The 16,661-nt window shown below is 72.1% G+C and carries 15 protein-coding genes and 1 pseudogene; 7 read left to right on the plus strand and 9 right to left on the minus strand.

From position 1 onward, the window contains the following. Positions 1-4: 4 nt before the first annotated feature. Positions 5-841: a Nif3-like dinuclear metal center hexameric protein gene (locus LMU33_RS12285; RefSeq protein ID WP_228619998.1), complete on the minus strand. Its 837-nt coding sequence runs from the start codon at positions 839-841 to the stop codon at positions 5-7. A gap of 188 nt (positions 842-1,029) precedes the next feature. On the opposite strand from LMU33_RS12285, the gene LMU33_RS12290 reads away from it, so the two are divergent. Together LMU33_RS12290 and LMU33_RS12295 are read left to right on the plus strand one after the other, a co-directional pair. Further along, positions 1,030-2,436 carry a hypothetical protein gene (locus tag LMU33_RS12290; protein ID WP_228619999.1) on the plus strand — a complete coding sequence of 469 codons (1,407 nt, stop codon included), beginning with the start codon at positions 1,030-1,032 and terminating at the stop codon, positions 2,434-2,436. 96 nt (positions 2,437-2,532) lie between these two features. Continuing rightward, complete coding sequence (locus LMU33_RS12295) at positions 2,533-2,691, plus strand: hypothetical protein (RefSeq protein ID WP_228620001.1); 159 nt, start codon at positions 2,533-2,535, stop codon at positions 2,689-2,691. Positions 2,692-2,771: 80 nt separating this feature from the next. Here LMU33_RS12295 and LMU33_RS12300 read toward each other — a convergent pair whose 3' ends face one another. Genes LMU33_RS12300 through chsH3 form a run of 3 tightly spaced genes read right to left on the minus strand, consistent with a single transcriptional unit; the run spans position 2,772 to position 5,717 of the window. Beyond that, a complete protein-coding gene (locus LMU33_RS12300; protein ID WP_228620003.1) occupies positions 2,772-3,725 on the minus strand; it encodes a 3-oxoacyl-ACP reductase in 954 nt (317 codons plus the stop codon). A gap of 14 nt (positions 3,726-3,739) precedes the next feature. After that, the gene (locus LMU33_RS12305; RefSeq protein ID WP_228620004.1) at positions 3,740-4,816 is read right to left on the minus strand and encodes a Zn-dependent alcohol dehydrogenase; all 1,077 of its coding nucleotides are present in this window, start codon (positions 4,814-4,816) and stop codon (positions 3,740-3,742) included. Positions 4,817-4,841: 25 nt separating this feature from the next. Further along, positions 4,842-5,717, minus strand: a complete 876-nt coding sequence (chsH3, locus tag LMU33_RS12310) for an enoyl-CoA hydratase ChsH3 (protein WP_228620006.1) — start codon at positions 5,715-5,717, stop codon at positions 4,842-4,844. A 242-nt stretch (positions 5,718-5,959) separates the two neighbouring features. Between chsH3 and LMU33_RS12315 the strand changes: the two are divergent. Together LMU33_RS12315 and LMU33_RS12325 are read left to right on the plus strand one after the other, a co-directional pair. Next, a pseudogene (locus LMU33_RS12315) lies at positions 5,960-6,180 on the plus strand (ATP-binding cassette domain-containing protein); the annotation flags it as partial. A gap of 215 nt (positions 6,181-6,395) precedes the next feature. Next, complete coding sequence (locus LMU33_RS12325; RefSeq protein WP_228620008.1) at positions 6,396-7,670, plus strand: sensor histidine kinase; 1,275 nt, start codon at positions 6,396-6,398, stop codon at positions 7,668-7,670. Here the strand turns inward: LMU33_RS12325 and LMU33_RS12330 are convergent. Beyond that, positions 7,648-9,210 (minus strand): alpha-L-arabinofuranosidase B, encoded by a 1,563-nt coding sequence (locus LMU33_RS12330; protein WP_228620009.1) that lies wholly within the window; start codon positions 9,208-9,210, stop codon positions 7,648-7,650. The genes LMU33_RS12325 and LMU33_RS12330 overlap by 23 nt on opposite strands. A 289-nt stretch (positions 9,211-9,499) precedes the next feature. On the opposite strand from LMU33_RS12330, the gene LMU33_RS12335 reads away from it, so the two are divergent. The 3 genes from LMU33_RS12335 (at position 9,500) to LMU33_RS12345 (ending at position 12,406) form a co-directional block, all read left to right on the plus strand. Next, positions 9,500-10,141 (plus strand): response regulator transcription factor, encoded by a 642-nt coding sequence (locus LMU33_RS12335; protein WP_228620010.1) that lies wholly within the window; start codon positions 9,500-9,502, stop codon positions 10,139-10,141. 147 nt (positions 10,142-10,288) lie between these two features. After that, entirely contained in the window at positions 10,289-11,701 is a 1,413-nt protein-coding gene (locus LMU33_RS12340) for a hypothetical protein (protein WP_228620012.1), read from the plus strand. Between the two features lie 9 nt (positions 11,702-11,710). Beyond that, a complete protein-coding gene (locus tag LMU33_RS12345) occupies positions 11,711-12,406 on the plus strand; it encodes a hypothetical protein (protein WP_228620014.1) in 696 nt (231 codons plus the stop codon). Positions 12,407-12,478: 72 nt separating this feature from the next. Here the strand turns inward: LMU33_RS12345 and LMU33_RS12350 are convergent, their stop codons facing one another. The 4 genes from LMU33_RS12350 to LMU33_RS12365 form a co-directional block, all read right to left on the minus strand. Then, positions 12,479-13,273: a hypothetical protein gene (locus tag LMU33_RS12350; protein ID WP_228620016.1), complete on the minus strand. Its 795-nt coding sequence runs from the start codon at positions 13,271-13,273 to the stop codon at positions 12,479-12,481. Continuing rightward, positions 13,273-13,812 (minus strand): SigE family RNA polymerase sigma factor, encoded by a 540-nt coding sequence (locus LMU33_RS12355; protein ID WP_228620017.1) that lies wholly within the window; start codon positions 13,810-13,812, stop codon positions 13,273-13,275. Before LMU33_RS12355 ends, LMU33_RS12350 begins: the two co-directional genes overlap by 1 nt. 51 nt (positions 13,813-13,863) lie before the next feature. Next, positions 13,864-15,294, minus strand: coding sequence for an MFS transporter (locus LMU33_RS12360; RefSeq protein WP_228620019.1), 1,431 nt, complete (start codon positions 15,292-15,294; stop codon positions 13,864-13,866). Between the two features lie 152 nt (positions 15,295-15,446). After that, positions 15,447-16,658: a lipid-transfer protein gene (locus LMU33_RS12365; RefSeq protein ID WP_228620020.1), complete on the minus strand. Its 1,212-nt coding sequence runs from the start codon at positions 16,656-16,658 to the stop codon at positions 15,447-15,449. Positions 16,659-16,661 lie beyond the last annotated feature (3 nt).

The raw sequence follows: 16,661 nt of genomic DNA on the forward strand, positions 1-16,661 counted from the left end.
CGAATCAGCTAGAGGTGGTGGACGCCGCGTGGGCGGTCCAGGGGTCGGTGACCGTCTTGGAGACGTGGACGCGCAGGTCCCAGCCGTGGCGGTCGGAGATCTCGTCGAGCTGGCTCGCGGCCAGCTCGCACCAGGGCCACTCGGTGGCCCAGTGCGCCGCGTCGAGCAGCGCGAGCGGAGTGTGGGCGACGGCTTCGGACGCCGGGTGGTGGCGCAGGTCGGCGGTGAGGAAGGCGTCGACACCGGCCGCGCGGACCTGGTCGAAGAGGCTGTCGCCGGAGCCGCCGCTGACGGCGATCGTGCGGACGAGCCGCTCGGGGTCGCCGGCCACCCGGATGCCCTGCGCGGTGGCGGGCAGCCGCTCGGCGGCGCGCGCGGCCAGCTCGCGGACGGTGAGCGGGTGGTCGAGTTCGCAGACGCGGCCGAGGCCGCGGCGGCCCTCCGGATCGGTGGGATCCGGGACCAGGGGGCGTACGACCCTCAGGTCCAGCGCGCCCGCGAGCGCGTCCGAGACACCCGGGTCCGCCGTGTCGGCGTTGGTGTGGGCCACGTGCAGCGCGATGTCGTTCTTGATCAGCGTGTGCACGGTGCGGCCCCTGAAGTGGGTGGCCGCGACGGTGGTCGTCCCGCGCAGATAGAGCGGGTGGTGGGTGACCAGCAGGTCGGCGCCGAGCTTCACCGCCTCGTCGACGATCTCCTGCACGGGGTCGACGGCGAACAGGACCCGGGTGACCTCCTGGTCGGGGTCGCCCACGACCGTGCCGACCGCGTCCCAGGACTCGGCCCACTCGGCGGGCCACAGGTTCTCCAGCGCGGCGATGACTTCAGACAGACGGGGCACGAAGGTAAGGCTACCTGGCTGGTCCCGGCGGCCGTACCGCATCCGTCCGGTCTGGCCCCGCTCAGCACAAAGGCCCCGCTTTCCTCAGGTGAATCGCTTCTGCACCACACGTACGTGTGAAGCCGGAGTCGCCCCGTCCCCCGCCTGTGCGTACGAAAACTAGCTTCGTCGCCGGAGGTGACCGAACGATGACGGCCTGTGCGATCGAACCCCCCTCCACGGGCGGGCACGACGGTGCGCCGGGGACGGCGTTCGCCGTGACGGCGGACGGCGCGTACGCGGCCCGGCTCGCCCCGGCCGGGGACTGCTGGTTCCCGGAGCGCTGGACCCTGGACGGCCCGGAGCCGTACGCGGTGCCGTTGCCCGGCAACCAGCCGGAGGAGCCCGGCACCGAGGTGCAGCCCCTGTCCGACGGCCGGGTGCTGATCCACCGGCTGGTCGAGCACCGGCACGCCTTCTCGCTGCTGTACCCGACCGGCCCCGGCACCGGTGAGCTGCCGCTGGGCGCGGTGGAGTGCCCCGAGCCCGGCACCCGGCTCACGCTGCTGCCGCCCGCTCCGGGAGGCGTACGGGCGTACGCCCTCGCCGTCGGGCCGCGGTCGAGTGCGGTATGGCTGGTGGCGGGCGGGGCGTTCGGGCCCGAGCGGCTCGCCGAGGTGCCGGGGCGCTGTTCGGGCGGGGTCTGGCTGGACCACGCCGGGCGGATGCTGGCGCTGGACCGGGAGCCCGCCGGCGGGCCGGTCAAGACGGTCGTGGTGGACCTGGAGCGCGCGGAGGTCACGCCGCTGCTGCAGATCGCGGCCGGGAGCAGCGACCGGCTGCTGCTCGCCGACCCCGACAGCGGGCTGCTGCTCATCTCCTCCGACGCGCCCTCGCCGGGGCGGGAACGGCTGGGCTGGGGCGTGCTCGGCAGCACGCTGCCGGTGCGCTTCCCGGAGTGCCTCAGGGTGCCGGACTGCGCGGTGCGGCCGTTCGCGATCCAGCCGGGGCAGGTGCTGATGCCGGAGAACTGCGCGGTGGCGCTGCGCGTCGACGGGCCGTTCGGCAACAGCTGGGTCGGCATCTGGCGGCCGGCGCGGCGGGAGGTGACCCATCTCCCGGCGCCCGGGGGCTGGCCGGCCGGGGCCGGGCTGTGGACACGGGACGGGGTGCTGCGGCTGCCGTACGCCACGGAGGAGACTCCGTGCGGCGTGGCGGAGCTGACGGTGCCCCTGGGGGAGACGGCCGCGGGGAGCGGTACTGCCGCGGCCATGGGGGGTTCGGGGGGATCCGGGGGCGCGGGTCCGGAGGGTCCGGTCCGGGACGGCACGGCTTCCGGGGCGCTCGGGGCGTCCCCGGAGCCGACGGAACCGGATCCTCCGGCACCTGCGGAACCGGGCGCTGAGGAGCCTGTGGAACCGGGCGCTCCGGGGCCCGCGGCATGGAGCGCTCCGGAACCTGCGGCCCCCGGCACTCCGGAACCTGCGGGACAGGACACTCCGGAGACCCCGGAACCGAGCGCTCCGGAACCTGCGGAACCGGGCGCTCCGGGGCCGGTGATGGCGCGTCCGGTGCCCTTGCAGCAGGCGCCTCTGGGGCGTCTTGTAACGAACTAGTGCCGGTTGGCGTGTGCGCCTGGATTCGGGCCGTGGTGCGCCGGTTAAACTCGCCCGGCTGTACGAAAGATCATGTTGACGGGGTGAATACTTCCGATGAGCGACACCAGCACGACGGACCAGCTGTCTGCCGACTCTCTGGAGGCTGCCGGCCACGGCCGGCACCGGGGCCGGATCGCGGCCCAGGAGAGCGAGTCGGCTCCGCACGGCCGGCACCGCAAGCCGGCCGAGGAGACCGCTGAGGCGGCTGCCTGACGGGAACGAAAAGAGGGGGCGTCCGACGGGCGCCCCCTCTTCGCCTTTCCTCACCCGGTGTCACCCGTTGTCACCCGTTGTCACCCGCGTTTGAGCCCGAGCACCTCCGCCGCCGCGAAGGTCTCCCCCGGCGGCCGGTCCGCGTAGTGCGGGGTGAGCAGCGCGTCGAGCTCGTCGTAGCTGAACGTCTCCTGCTTGCTGTCGAACCTCGCCCGCACCCGCGGCCGTTCGACGATCGCGACCATGCCGCCGTGCACGACGAGCAGCTGGCCGTTGACCTGGGCGGCGGCGGGTGCGGCCAGGTAGCCGACGAGCGGGGCGACATGCTCGGGGGCCAGCGGGTCCAGGCCCTCGGCGGGCTGCTCGAACCCGGCGAAGACGTCCTCGGTCATCCGGGTCCGGGCGCGCGGGCAGATGGCGTTGGCCGTGACGCCGTACCTGGCCAGCGCGAGGGCGGTGGAGGTGGTCAGGCCGACGATTCCGCCCTTCGCGGCCGCGTAGTTGGGCTGGCCGGCGGAGCCGGCGAGGAACGCCTCCGAGGAGGTGTTGACGATCCGCCCGTAGACCTTCTCTCCCCCGGCCGCCTTGGACCGCTCCCGCCAGTGCCGGGCGGCGAAGTGGGTGGTGTTGAAGTGGCCCTTGAGGTGGACGCGGATCACCGAGTCCCACTCGTCCTCGGTCATGGAGAAGACCATGCGGTCGCGCAGGATGCCGGCGTTGTTGACGAGGATGTCGAGCCTGCCGAACTCGGCGATCGCCAACTCCACCAGTTCTTCGGCCTGTCGGAAGTCGGCGACGTCTCCGGTATGGGCGACCGCCCGGCCGCCCTGTGCGCGGATCTCGGCGGCGACCTGTTCGGCCGGTCCCGCCGAGGCCTCGCCCGAGCCGTCCCGGCCGGGCTGCCCGTAGTCGTTGACGACGACGGCCGCGCCGAGCCGCGCGAGTTCCAGGGCCTCGGCGCGGCCGAGCCCGCGTCCGGCGCCGGTGACGACGGCGGACAGCCCCTTCAAAGGCCCCTCCGATGGCAGTGCCATGCCGGTCCCCGTCCTCAGATCTCGATGCACGTACGCAGGGCGGTCCCGGTACGCATCTGGTCCAGCGCCTCGTTGATCCCGGCCAGTTGGACCCGGTGGGTGATCAGGCCCGCCAGGTCGACGCGGCCGGCCCGCCACAGGGCGATCGTGCGCTCGTAGGAGCGCAGCACGTCGCCGCCGCCGTACATGGACGGCAGGATGCGCTTCTCGTCGAAGAACAGCTCGAACATGTTCAGCTGCAGGAAGTCGTCCATGGCGCCGGCGCCGACGACGACTAGGGTGCCGCCGCGCCGGGTGTTCTCGTAGGCGGTGCGGGCGGTGGCCGACCTTCCGACGACCTCGAAGACGTAGTCGAAGCCCTCGCCGCCAGTGACCTGCTGTTTGGCGTCGGCCAGCTCCTCCGGCGCAACCGCCTTCGTGGCGCCGAACCTGAGGGCGGACTCGCGCCGGGAGGCGACCGGGTCGACGGCGACGATCTCGGCGGCGCCCTTCAGCCGCGCTCCCTGCACCGCCGAGATCCCGACACCTCCGCATCCGATGACGGCGACCGACGAACCGGCCTCCACATCGGCGGTGTTGAGGGCGGCGCCGAGACCGGTGGTGACCCCGCAGCCGATCAGCGCGGCGATGTCGAAGGGCACGTCGTCCGGTATCGGCACGGCGCAGCCGGCGTCGACCACGACCTCCTCGGCGAAGGTGCCGGTGCCGGCGAAGCCGAAGACGTCACCGCCGGAGCGCTTGAAGTTGGGGGTGCCGGCGTTCATGAACCCGGCCAGGCACAGCTCGGTCTGGCCGCGCCTGCAGGCCGGACAGGCGCCGCAGGCGGGCAGCCAGCAGATGACGACCCGGTCGCCCGCCTTCAAGTGCCGTACACCTTCCCCCACTTCGAGGATCTCGCCCGCGCCCTCGTGACCCGGCACGAACGGCGCGGGCTGGGGCAGCACTCCGTTCATCGCGGACAGGTCCGAGTGGCACAGCCCGGTCGCCCGCACCCGGACCCTGACCCTGCCGGGGCCGAAGCCCACCGCCTCGACGTCGTCGAGGACCTCCAGCTTTTCCTGGCCGATCTCGTGCAGTACGGCTGCGCGCATGGTGCGGCTCCCCTCGATACTGGTTTCAGGAGTGCTCTACGACGGTGTCCGCGAGGACCGGCGCGTCGTCCCGCTCCACGGCACTCACGGCCACCCGGACGCTCCCCTCCTGCCGCCACATGCGGATGCGCAGGGTCTCCCCCGGGTAGACGACGCCCGCGAACCGGGTGGCGTACGACCGCACCCGGCTCACATCGCCGCCGAGCAGCGTGTCCACGACGGCCTTGAGCGTGATGCCGTAGGTGCACAGCCCGTGCAGGATGGGCTTGTCGAAGCCGGCGAGCTTGGCGAACTCGGGGTCGGCGTGCAGCGGGTTCCAGTCGCCGGAGAGGCGGTAGAGGAGGGCCTGGTCCTCGCGGACGAGGCGTTCGACGGTCCTGTCGGGCTCACCGGTGGGCGGGTCGAGCCGGGTGGAGGGGCCCCGGTCGCCGCCCCACCCGCCCTCGCCCCGTACGAAGATCTGGGCGTCGTTGGTCCACAGCGGGCCGTCGGCGTCGGCGACCTCGGTGCGCAGGACCAGGATGGCGGCCTTGCCCTTGTCGTAGAGGGCGGTGAGCCGGTTGGTCGCGGTCGCCGTGCCCTCGGCCGGGATGGGGCGGTGGATCTCCAGCGTCTGTCCGCCGTGCAGGACCTTGGCGAGCTCGACCTCGACGCCGGGCATGGACAGCCCGCTGATCACGCCGGGGGCGCCGGAGCCCGCGACGGTGGCGAAGCTCGGCAGGACGTGCAGCCGGGACTCCAGGGTGTAGCGCAGCTCGTCGGGGTCGGTGGCGGGGCCCTCCTTGTCGGGGTTGGTTCCCGCGCCGATGCCGAGGTGGTAGAGCTGGACGTCCTTGGTGGTCCAGGAGATCTCGCCGGTCCGGGGTTCGGCCGCGAGGGCTCGGCTTGCGTCGATGGGCATACGGCTCCTGACACTGGCGGTTCAAGACCCCGGCGCGGACGTCCGCACCGTCGGCCGCACCGAGGTCGCTACGGGCCGATCTAGAACGCGTTCCAGTCCGGCGCCCTCTGTATAGCCCAGGGCCCCACAGTTGTGAAGGCTCCTGACGTTGTGTCAGCTCGGGCGGGCAGTGACATTTGTACTGCCCGGGTCCGTACATGCGCATCTGCCGGGGCGGGGCCGCGCCTCCTAGCGTCGTAGGCATGACACAGACGGAGAACACCGCCGTGTCCTTCACGGGGGCGGTCAAGACGTACGGCGCGGTGCGCGCCGTGGACGGGGTGGACCTGCGGATCGGGCGCGGGGAGACGGTGGCGCTGCTGGGCCGCAACGGCGCCGGCAAGTCGACCGCGATCGGCCTGCTGCGATGCTCCAGGACGCCCGGCCGGCGCCCCGGGTCACCGTGGGCGAGCTGGTGGTGTGGTTCCCGATCAGCCTCTTTCCCGGCTGGCTGCAGGCCCTGTCGGCGTACGCCCCCACCCATCGGTTCGCCCGGCTGGGCACCGCCGTATCCGAGGGGCACGCACCGGGGGCCGGTGCCATCATCGTGCTGACGGCCTGGCTCGTTCTGTTCGGTTCGTACGCTGTGCTGTCGTACCGCCGTCGCGCGGGGACCATCTGACCGGGGGAAACACAGACATGACATGGGTATGGGGAGTTCGGTGCCAGCTACAGGCCTTTCGGGCCGAGCGGCGCCAGTGGCGGGCCGAGCACGAGCGCTTCAAGGCCGCGCAACGGGCGGCCCGGAAGAACGGCAGGGCGCCGGACGTCGACCATCCGGGCCCGCCGCCCACCGGCTTCGCCCTGCTGCCCTGGCTGCTGATGGGGATGGGGTCCTTCTCCAATCTGCTCCAGGGCAAGACCCCCAACCCATGGGTCGGCGGCCTGGGCCTGATCACCTTCAACTCCCTGTACATCTACGTCACCTTCCGCTCCTTCGACCGCGAGAGGCGGGCGGCCGCCTCCACCCGGGTGGCGCTGCTCCTCATGGCCCTGGTGACCACGGGCCTCGCCCTCGGCTACGGCGGCAACTGGCTGATGTTCTTCCCGCTGCTCGGCCTCGCCGTGGGCGCCGCCCTGCGCGGGCCGTGGCTGGGCCGCACGGGTCTGCTGCTGACGGTGTACGCGGCCAGTGTCTCCGCCGTGCGGGGCGACTGGGAGGACGCGACGAACATCGGCTACGCCACCTTCCTGTCCAGCATGGTGACCGCCGCGATCCTCGGCCTGTCCGAGGCCGTACGGGAACTGCGCGCCGCCCGCGAGGAACTGGCCCGGCGCGCGGTGGAGAAGGAGCGGCTGCGCTTCTCCCGGGATCTGCACGACCTGCTCGGGCACACGCTGTCGGTGATCGTGGTGAAGTCGGAGGCGGCCCGGCGGCTGGCTCCGCGCGACATGGACGCGGCGCTGGGCCAGATCACGGACATCGAGTCGGTGGGCCGGCAGGCGCTCACCGAGATCCGCGAGGCGGTGACCGGCTACCGGGAGGGCAGCCTGGCCACCGAGCTGACCCGGGCCCGTTCGGCACTGTCGGCGGCGAGTGTGGAGGCGGTGGTACGGCAGTCGGGGGCGCCGCTCGAACCGCAGACGGAGGCGCTGCTGAGCTGGGTGGTGCGTGAGGCGGTGACGAACGTGGTGCGGCACAGCGACGCGCGCCGCTGTGAGATCACCGTCGAGAGCGGCGCCGAGCAGGTCCGGCTCACCGTCACCGACAACGGCAGCGGCAGGGCGGTCAGCCGGCCCCGGCAGGGCATCGGCGGCACCGGGCTGAAGGGGCTCACCGAGCGCCTCGCGGCGGCGGGCGGCTCGCTCACGGCCGGCCCGTCGCCGCGCGGCGGTTTCGCGGTGACCGCCGAACTCCCGGTGCAGTCGGCGCAGTTCGCGAAGGCGGAGGCTACGGCGCCCAGGGCGAGCTGACCGCCCAGGTGACGTCGTCGGTCCAGGACGTGCTGCTGTCGAAGTCGTTGGAGCCGCCGTCGCTCGCTATGTACAGGTTGTAGTCGTAGTGGCGCAGGTATCTCGTCGGGTAGTTGTACGAGGCGAACGAGGTGCCGGTGCCGCTCTTGCCGGTCTGCGGGCAGAAGGTGGCGTCGGCGCGGAACAGGGCGGTGCCGTCCATGGGCTGGCGGTAGAGCTTGAAGTTGAAGTGGCGCAGGTAGTCGCCGGGGTAGTTGCGCGACTCGAAGGAGACGCAGGAGCTGTCGGCGAGTCCCTTGCGCACGATCCAGGTGGCGTCGTTCTTGTCCACGCTGGAGCTGCTGGAGGTGATGGCGGAGACGACGCCGGCGTTGTTCTGGTGGCGGACGTAGTCACCGGTGCAGCAGGAGGTGGTGGCGCGCAGCGAGATCTCGGAGCCGGCGCCGAGCGTGCCGGTGCTGCCGGTCGCGCCGCCGTAGCCGACGGAGACGATGTCGGCCTGGACGGCGTTGTCGGCGGCGTCGGTCGGGATGCCGGAGGTCATGACGCCCTCGAAGAAGGAGCCGATGGAGCCGTTGCTGTTGTCGCCGCCGGTGCCGAGGACGATCGCGCCCTCCTGGTGCATGGGCGAGTATCCGCTCCTGGTCGGCTCACCTCCGGAATAGGTGGTCGTCAGCCCACCGGATTGCGCATTCCCCCATTTGAGCGCGAAATGGTTCTGGCCGTTGTTCTTGAGCAGCGCGGTCACGAACGGCAGGGGGCCGGTGCCGGTGTTCGAGGAGTTCTTGCTGTATCCGGCGTCGGACTGGAACAGCCCGTTCTCCAGGTCGGCCTGCACCCAGGGGCCCTGCCCGTAGCAGGGGGAGAACCAGCACTCGGTGCCGAAGTTGATGGCGTCCATGTGGCCGTTGCCGGTGTCCTTGTTGTTGGTCTCGGCGTTGCCGTAGTCGAAGCAGCAGGCGCCGTTGACGTGGGTGCCGGAGGTCACCATGTACATCCCCTCGGCAGCGCCGTTGGTGGCGACGCCGGAGGTGGTGTTGTCCCGGTAGCCCATGCCGGCGGAGATCTCCAGGCCGTACACCTGGTGGCCGCCCACGGTCACCGGCAGCGCGTCGGCGGGCGCCCCGACATCGGCCTTGCCGGCCCCGCCCGCACCCTCGACGGTGAGGTCGTTGTGGCGGGAGGACTGGTCGTAGATCCTGGTGATGATGCAGGTCGTGCCGGAGCAGAAGGAGTCCTGGGCGGCGGCGTTGGCGTATCCGCCGGCGGCCAGCAGCCCGATGTCCTTCGTGGCCCCGTCCGAGGCTCGCTGCACCTGGTAGAGCGGGCCGTTGTACGCGGAGTACAGCGCCCGCACCAGGCTGTGCGCGGCGACGCAGGGGGTGCCTGCGGCGCCGTAGACGTCACAGGGCAGCGAACTCGCGGCGGCGGCCTGGGGAGCGCCGGCGCCGAGCAGCAGCGCGGCGAGGGTCGCGCAGACGGCGAGCACGGACAGGGCGGCGCTTCTCAGCCGCCGGGGGCGGATGTGGGGGGAGCTCATGGGCACGGGGCACCTCGGATTCTCTCGGACTCTCTCGTTCGATATTTCGGACGTCGTTCGATCGAAATACCGAACCTATTCGTCGGTGGAAATTGCATGGATTCCTGGAAATGCAGGGGCGATTGTTTGAGTACCGCCGGAGACCGTCAACCCCCGCCGCATCGGACAATGCCAAGTCTTTAATCGACGGCGGCTGCCCGCGCCACTGGCAACAGCCGGCAGACCACCGGGCCGCTCCCGCCCGAGCGGGCGCTGCGTGGGCCGGGGTTTCCGGCCGTAATCTGAGCGCATGAACGAGATGCCCCGGGAGCACCGGACCGGCAAGTCGATTCGGGTTCTGCTCGCCGAGGACCAGGGCATGATGCGGGGTGCGCTCGCTCTGCTGCTCGGTTTGGAGGAGGACATCGAGGTGGTGTCCCAACTGGGCTCGGGCGACGGCATCGTGGACGCCGTGCTCACCCACCGGCCGGACGTGGCGCTGCTGGACATCGAGCTGCCGGGCATCAGCGGGCTGGACGCGGCGGCCGAGCTGCGGGAGCAGGCGCCCGACTGCCGGGTGCTGATCCTCACCACCTTCGGCCGGCCCGGCTATCTGCGCCGGGCCATGGAGGCCGGGGCGGCCGGGTTCCTCGTCAAGGACGGGCCCGTGGAGGAACTGGCCGCGGCGATCCGGCGTGTGCTCACCGGAGAGACCGTCGTCGACCCCGCGCTGGCCGCCGCCGCGCTCAGCGCCGGGCCCAGTCCGCTGACGGTCCGTGAGTGCGATGTGCTGAAGGCGTCCGTGGACGGGGCGACCGTCGCCGACATCGCCGGCAAGCTGCATCTGTCCGAGTCCACCGTCCGCAACTACCTGTCCTCCGCGATCGGCAAGACGGGCACCCGCAACCGGGCGGAGGCGGTACGGGAGGCCCGGCAGCAGGGGTGGCTGTGAGCGGGTCTTGATCCGGCTCCGGTGCTCGTCGCCCGACGGCGAGCGAAGAGCGGTGCGACGGAGGAGAATGGCAGGGGCGGCAGCGGACGGGCCAGGCCTCGTGCCCCATCGCATCCTCGTCACCTCCCCTGCTCCGCTCCCCAGCTCATGTCGTCCTCCGTGCGATTCCTCCTGCGCTGGCTGATCGCGGTCCTTGCGAGCATCGCGATCGCGCGGACTCCGACGGCGTTCTCGGCACCGGCCGCGACCGGGGAAGGCCTGTCGATCACCCTCAGCCCGTCCGAGGGGCCGCCGGGGACCGGCGTTCACGTCGGGTTCGAGAGCTGTCTCGTGATCACGCCCGGATCGACCAGCCCCGCCGACACCACCGGTCCCACCACCACGACCCCCAACCCCACCGGCCCGACCACGCCCCCGTCCGGTCCCACGGATGTCCGCGGGGTGCGTCACCGTGACACCCACGCACCCGGCACCATCACCTACCTGACGTGGGACGGCCACGACCTGCCCTTCACGCCGTCCGTGACGGACGGGACCGGCAGCGCCGAATTCCAGGTGCCGGACACAGCCGGCGTCGGCCCCCACTCCGTGACCGCGGGCTGCGCCTACGGCAGACTCGTGGTCGTCGGCAGCGGAACGTTCACGGTGACGACGACCGACAGCGGAAGCGTGACAACGCCCTCGCACCACCGTCCGTTGATCGCACTGAACCCTTCCGAGGGCCGGCCCGGCACGTCCCTGCGTGTTCACGGCGCCGGTTTCGAGGACTGCGTCCCGAGCGGGAAACCCGACACGGTTGAACTCTCGACCAACGGCCAGATCCACGCCAGGGTGCGCGTCTCCCCCGGCACGGGCACGTTCGAGAAGGAACTCCGGATCACCGACGACGCCGCTCCGGGCGACTACCCCATGACGGCAACCTGCGCCCGCCACAGAGACGTGCACGCCGAGGCGACGTTCACGGTGCTGCCCGGCGACAAGGGACGCCCCGTGCTCGTCCTCGATCCCACCGCAGGCGAGTCGAGAACGGCGGTCACGGCGACAGGTTCCGGATTCAACTGCCCGAGCGTGGACGTGGCCTGGGACGACAACACCACACTCGCCGTCACCGCGGTCTCGGACGACGGCACCTTCGCAACCGACTTCCAGGTCCCGGCGGACGCTCCCCGAGCGACGCACACCGTACGGGCCGCCTGCACAGCGGGCTCCGGCACGAGCGTCGCAGCCGGGTTCACGGTGACGGGTCCGGGACCGACCGCCGACGGAAGCACCAGCCCGACCGACGGCACGAGCACCGACGGAACCGACGGCACGCCGACGCCCGTCGGATGGATCGTCGGACCGTCCGCGTTCGCCGCCGTGCTGCTCGCGCTGGCCGCCACGTCGTTCCTGCTGAACCACCGGCACCCCGGTCCACGCTGGGTGCGCCAGCACATCCGCACGGCACCGCGCCCCGGGGCCGGGACGGCCGACCTCCACGAGCAGCGGGACACCGGTTCGGTGAACCGAACGGTACGGCTCGAACCCCACGCGGATCCGGGCGACCAGAGCCTCGAATGAGGTGACTCGATGACCACGACTCCCGCGTCAGAACCTTTCACGGTCAGGGCCTTCCTGCTCGGCCGGGAGGGCCCCGACTCGGGCGACGTCCTGGTCGACCCGCTTCACAGCGGCGGGACGGCCCGAGCGCTCCTGGGCGGAGCCCGCCCCCTGACGGCCGCGGCCGACCAGGCCGTCGAGCGCGAACTGGCCTCCGCCGTCGACTCCTTCCTCGGCCAGGACCTCTTCGACGTGGCCGCGGGCGGCTGGCGCAAACACGCCGCCCTCACCGCCGCCGCGCGTCGCACCCGTGAGACCCCGGGCAGCGAGGAGGTTCTCGCGCTCGCGAGCCATCAGGTCACCTCCAGCCACCGTCCCTACGTCGACGTGTTCCTGGACGGCGCGAAGGTCGGCACGCTGGACGTGGAACTCACGCTGGTCTTCCGGATATCCGGGCTGGTCGCGGTCGTCCGCGACGCCCACCTGGTCGCCGTACGCAGCGGGGAGTGCGTGCTGGAGGGACGACTCGGCGTCCAGCAGATCACCCTGGCGGAGCGGCAGGGCAAGCTTGATCTGCCCGGCCTCTGGCACCTGCACGCGCCGATCCCGCTGCTGCGGAGCCGGCCGGCCCCACCGCCGCCCCCGCCTCCGGCTCACCCGCCATCCTCTCCGCCCCCGCCCCCGCCCCCGCCCACAGGGGCGCCTGACCGGCGCCGGCACCGCTGAGATGCCGGGCCCGGTCGGTGAGCCGCGGGGCCGCATCCGGCGAGAACGCGGCCGGCAGCGTGTGGCCGTGGGCTACTGGATCACCTCCGCGCTCTGGTAGGCCGTCCCCTCCGGGGCCGTGCAGGCGAACCACTCCACCGGCGAACCGGCCACCGCCTGGGGCTCGACCACGGTGCTGGTGCCGTCCTTCCAACCGCACCTGACCTGCCGGGCGGTGATGGCGACCGCGCCCACCACGAGCCGCTCGGGGCCGTCGGAGTTCGCCCTGCCCAGGGGGAGTGCCCCCGACATCAGGCTCATGCCCGTCTCGGGCTCCCACTTCTTCACCGTGTTGAAAATGATCGTTCTGAGCGGGTTGTCGCCGTAGTAGAGGCCCGAGTAGTACGAGGTCATGCCGACCAGGTGCCGGTGGTCGGGAAGCGCGGCCGACTCGATGCCGTACCTGCGCATCGCGGCCAGCTGCACGGCCGCCTCCGACGCGTCCCGCGGCGCTCCCCACACGGAGACGACCACACGCCAGCTCTTGCCGTGGTCCGTCCCGCGGGCCACCTCCGTGACCTGCGGAACGTACACATGCCGGGCCTCGGGGGTGGACGGCTCGGCCGCCACGGCCGCATTGCGGTCGGTGTGGCCGGGCAGCCCGGTCACCGCCAGTGTCACCCCCGTCGACCCCGCCAGCACCAGTGTCGTGGCCGCTGCCACCGCCCAGCGGCGGGCTCTGCGCCGGCGGCCGCCGCGGATGACCGCCTGGACGGGGGCTATGCCGATCTCGGCCTCGTCCGCGGCGTCCGCGAGGAGGAGGGCGATGTCCGTGTGCGTCATGTCGGTCATCCCGTTCATGTCGTGGCTCTCCCTGTCCGCGCTCATCACTTCCGCCCTCCATGCGTCACCGTCTCGGCCAGACCCGGTATGGCGCGCAGTTTCGCGATGCCCTTGGCCGCGTTGCTCTTCACCGTGCCGACCGAGCAGCCCATCGCCTCCGCCGCCTGGGTCTCCGTCAGGTCCTCCCAGTAGCGCAGGACCACCGCCTCCCGCTGCCGCACGGGCAGTTGGGCGAGCGCCTTGAGCAGCGCGCCGCGGTCGTCGGCCTGCGCGATCCGGTCCCCCGCGTCGGCGATCTCGTGCACCAGGCCCGAGTCGTCCTTCGGAGCCAGGAACTCCTTGAGCCTTCTTCTGTGCTTGCGCGCGTGCAGGTTGATCATCACGCGCCGTACGTACGCCTCGGGATCGTCGGCGGCGCCGACCCTGCGCCAGGACACATAGACCCGCTCGAGCGTCGACTGGACCAGGTCCTCGGCGGCGTGCTGCTCCCCCGTGAGGAGAAATGCCGTACGCATCAGCCGCGGCCAGCGGCCGACCATGAAGCTCTGGAACGCCTCGTTCCGAGCCTGCTTCCCGTCCCCCATGGGCACCTCCTAGATGTCAGAAGGAGTCCATGGGCGGCCCGGACCGTTGCCTCACGTCGAGGAAATTTTCCGCGGCAGCCACAGCAGCATCAGCACCGCCCCGCCCAGCAGCACCGCCGTACTGCTGCGGAAGGCCAGCGCGTAGCCGTCGGTCAGCGCCTCGGGGCCGTGGCCGCTGCCCGTGCCGGCCGCGGCGACGGTCGACATCACGGCGAGCCCGAGCGAACCGCCCATCGTGCGCGAGGTGTTGACCAGCCCCGACACCACACCGGCCTCGCCCGGTGCCGCCCCGGACGTGGCCAGGGAGGCGAGCGGGGTGGCCGCGAGGCCCGCGCCGAGCATCATCAGCATCCCCGGGATCATGATCGAGGTGACGTACGCCGCGTGCGCGCTCATCGTCGACTGCCAGCCGAAGCCGGCCGTGGCGACCAGCGTGCCCAGTACCGCCACGGTCCGCGGGCCCGCGAGCCGCATCAGGCGCGGCGCCAGCTTGGAGCCGACGACCACGGACAGCGAGCTGGGCACGAGGGCGACCCCGGCCTCCAGCGGCGTGTAGCCGAGGACGTTCTGGGCGTACAGGGTCATGAAGTACCACATGCAGAACATGGCCGAGCCGGAGAGGAACATCGCCGCGTTGGCCGAGGCGACCGAGCGCAGCCGCAGCAGGCCGAGCGGCATCAGCGGGGCCGCCGTACGCGCCTCGACCAGCAGGAACAGGGCGATGAGCGCCAGCCCGGCGAACAGCGGGAGGAGCGTGGCGGCGGCCGTCCAGCCCTCGGCCTCGGTCTGCGAGATGCCGTAGGCGAGGGTCGCGAGGCCCGCCGTGACCAGCAGGGCGCCCGGCAGGTCCAGGCGCCGCCGGTCGCCGGCCCGGCTCTCGGTGAGCCAGAGCGCCGAGCCGGCCAGCACCAGCGCGCCCACCGGCACGTTGATCAGCAGCACCCAGCGCCAGGAGAGCACGTCCACGAGCACCCCGCCGACCAGTCCGCCCGCGGCCCCGCCACCGGCGCCGACCGCGGTCCAGGTGGCGATCGCGCGCGCCCGCGCCGCGCCCTCCGGCACCGCGGAGGTCAGCAGGGTCAGTGTCGAGGGGGCCAGCACCGCCGCGCCCAGTCCCTGCACGGCCCGCGCCAGCAGCAGCTGCCAGCCCTCCTGGGCGAGGCCGCCGCCCAGCGAGGCCAGCGTGAACAGGCCGAGGCCGACGAGGAACATCCGCTTGCGTCCGTACAGGTCGCCGGCCCGGCCGCCGAGCAGCATGAAACCGGCGAAGGCGATGGCGTACGCGTTCACCACCCACTGCAGGCCGGACGCGGTCAGCCCGAGGCCGGTCCGCATGGACGGCAGGGCGACGTTCACCACCGACACGTCGAGGACGACCAGGAACTGTCCGGCGCAGGCGAGCGCCACCACCAGCCAGGTCGGCGCGGCCGTACGGCGGGATATGAGGGGTGTGGTGTCGGCGGCTTCCAGCATGGGTGTCATGCTCTCAACCCGGTTACGGTCCTTGCATCAGCATTTCGGACCACGGGTGCCTAGGTCGTGCGGCCTAGACCGCAGGCCGGTCCGGCCTGCGGATCAGCCGGACCGTCTTGCGGATCAGTGTGCCGCCCGCAGATCAGCGGAACGCCTGCGGATCAGAGCGCGCGCAGCACCGTCACCACCGCCGCGCCGCCCAGCCCGATGTTGTGCGCGAGCCCCACGCGCGCGCCCGGCACCTGCCGCTCCCCCGCCGTGCCGCGCAGCTGCCACACCAGCTCGGCGGTCTGGGCCAGGCCGGTCGCGCCCAGCGGATGCCCCTTGGAGATCAGTCCGCCCGACGGGTTCACCACCCAGCGGCCGCCGTACGTCGTCGCGCCGGACTCGACGAGCTTCCCGGACTCCCCGGGGGCGCACATGCCGAGCGCCTCGTACGTCAGCAGTTCATTGACCGAGAAGCAGTCGTGCAGCTCGATGACGTCCACGTCCTCGATGCCGAGCCCGGCGCGCTCGTAGGCCTGCCGGGCGGCCGCCCTGGACATGGGCTGCCCGACGACGTCGATGCAGGAGCCGGACGCGAAGGACTCCTCGGTGTCCGTGGTCATGGCCTGCCCGGCGATCTCCACGAGACCGGTGAGCCCGCGCCGCGAAGCGAACCGCTCCGACACCACGACCGCGGCCGCCGCGCCGTCCGAGGTCGGCGAGCACTGGAGCTTGGTGAGCGGCCGGTGGACCGTGCGGGAGGCGAGGACGCCGGCGACGTCGTACACGTCCCGGAACTGGGCGTAGGGGTTGTGCGCGGAGTGCCGGTGGTTCTTGGCGGCGACCGCGGCGAGCTGGGCCTCGGTCGTGCCGTACCTCTCCATGTGCTCGCGGGCCGCGTCGCCGAAGATCTGTGCGGTCGGCGGGGCGGGCTCGAAGCCGTGCCGGGCGGCCATGATGCCGTAGTGCCGGGCGACGGGCGACACGGCGCTCCGGTCATCAGCGGCTCCGCCGCGGGCTCCGCCGTCGGCTCCCCCGCCCAGCGCGCCCTTCTTCATCTTCTCGAAGCCCAGTGCCAGTACGCAGTCCGCGGCGCCGCCCTCGACGAACTGCCGGGCCAGCATCAGCGCGGTCGAGCCGGTCGCGCAGTTGTTGTTGACGTTGTAGACGGGGATGCCGGTCAGTCCGAGTTCGTAGGCGGCGCGCTGTCCGGCGGTGGAGGGCTGGAAGCAGTAGCCGACGGGAACCTGTTCCACGTCCGTATAGGCAACGCCCGCATCCTGCAGCGCCGCCGCCCCCGCTTCCCGCACCATGTCCCAGTACTGCCATGAACGGGTCTCGGGCTTCTCGAACCTGGTCATCCCGACCCCGGCGACATAGGCCTTCATGGC

Origin of the sequence: Streptomyces barringtoniae (genome assembly GCF_020819595.1) — a bacterium.
Classification (GTDB): domain Bacteria; phylum Actinomycetota; class Actinomycetes; order Streptomycetales; family Streptomycetaceae; genus Streptomyces; species Streptomyces barringtoniae.

Bases quoted from the DNA above. Each gene is read 5' to 3' on its own strand.
- LMU33_RS12290 (WP_228619999.1), top strand. From the start codon at position 1,030: ATGACGGCCTGTGCGATCGAACCCCCCTCCACGGGCGGGCACGACGGT.
- LMU33_RS12295 (WP_228620001.1), top strand. From the start codon at position 2,533: ATGAGCGACACCAGCACGACGGACCAGCTGTCTGCCGACTCTCTGGAG.
- LMU33_RS12300 (WP_228620003.1), bottom strand. From the start codon at position 3,725: ATGGCACTGCCATCGGAGGGGCCTTTGAAGGGGCTGTCCGCCGTCGTC.
- LMU33_RS12305 (WP_228620004.1), bottom strand. From the start codon at position 4,816: ATGCGCGCAGCCGTACTGCACGAGATCGGCCAGGAAAAGCTGGAGGTC.
- chsH3 (WP_228620006.1), bottom strand. From the start codon at position 5,717: ATGCCCATCGACGCAAGCCGAGCCCTCGCGGCCGAACCCCGGACCGGC.
- LMU33_RS12325 (WP_228620008.1), top strand. From the start codon at position 6,396: ATGACATGGGTATGGGGAGTTCGGTGCCAGCTACAGGCCTTTCGGGCC.
- LMU33_RS12330 (WP_228620009.1), bottom strand. From the start codon at position 9,210: ATGAGCTCCCCCCACATCCGCCCCCGGCGGCTGAGAAGCGCCGCCCTG.
- LMU33_RS12335 (WP_228620010.1), top strand. From the start codon at position 9,500: ATGAACGAGATGCCCCGGGAGCACCGGACCGGCAAGTCGATTCGGGTT.
- LMU33_RS12340 (WP_228620012.1), top strand. From the start codon at position 10,289: ATGTCGTCCTCCGTGCGATTCCTCCTGCGCTGGCTGATCGCGGTCCTT.
- LMU33_RS12345 (WP_228620014.1), top strand. From the start codon at position 11,711: ATGACCACGACTCCCGCGTCAGAACCTTTCACGGTCAGGGCCTTCCTG.
- LMU33_RS12350 (WP_228620016.1), bottom strand. From the start codon at position 13,273: ATGAGCGCGGACAGGGAGAGCCACGACATGAACGGGATGACCGACATG.
- LMU33_RS12355 (WP_228620017.1), bottom strand. From the start codon at position 13,812: ATGGGGGACGGGAAGCAGGCTCGGAACGAGGCGTTCCAGAGCTTCATG.
- LMU33_RS12360 (WP_228620019.1), bottom strand. From the start codon at position 15,294: ATGACACCCATGCTGGAAGCCGCCGACACCACACCCCTCATATCCCGC.
- LMU33_RS12365 (WP_228620020.1), bottom strand. From the start codon at position 16,658: ATGAAGGCCTATGTCGCCGGGGTCGGGATGACCAGGTTCGAGAAGCCC.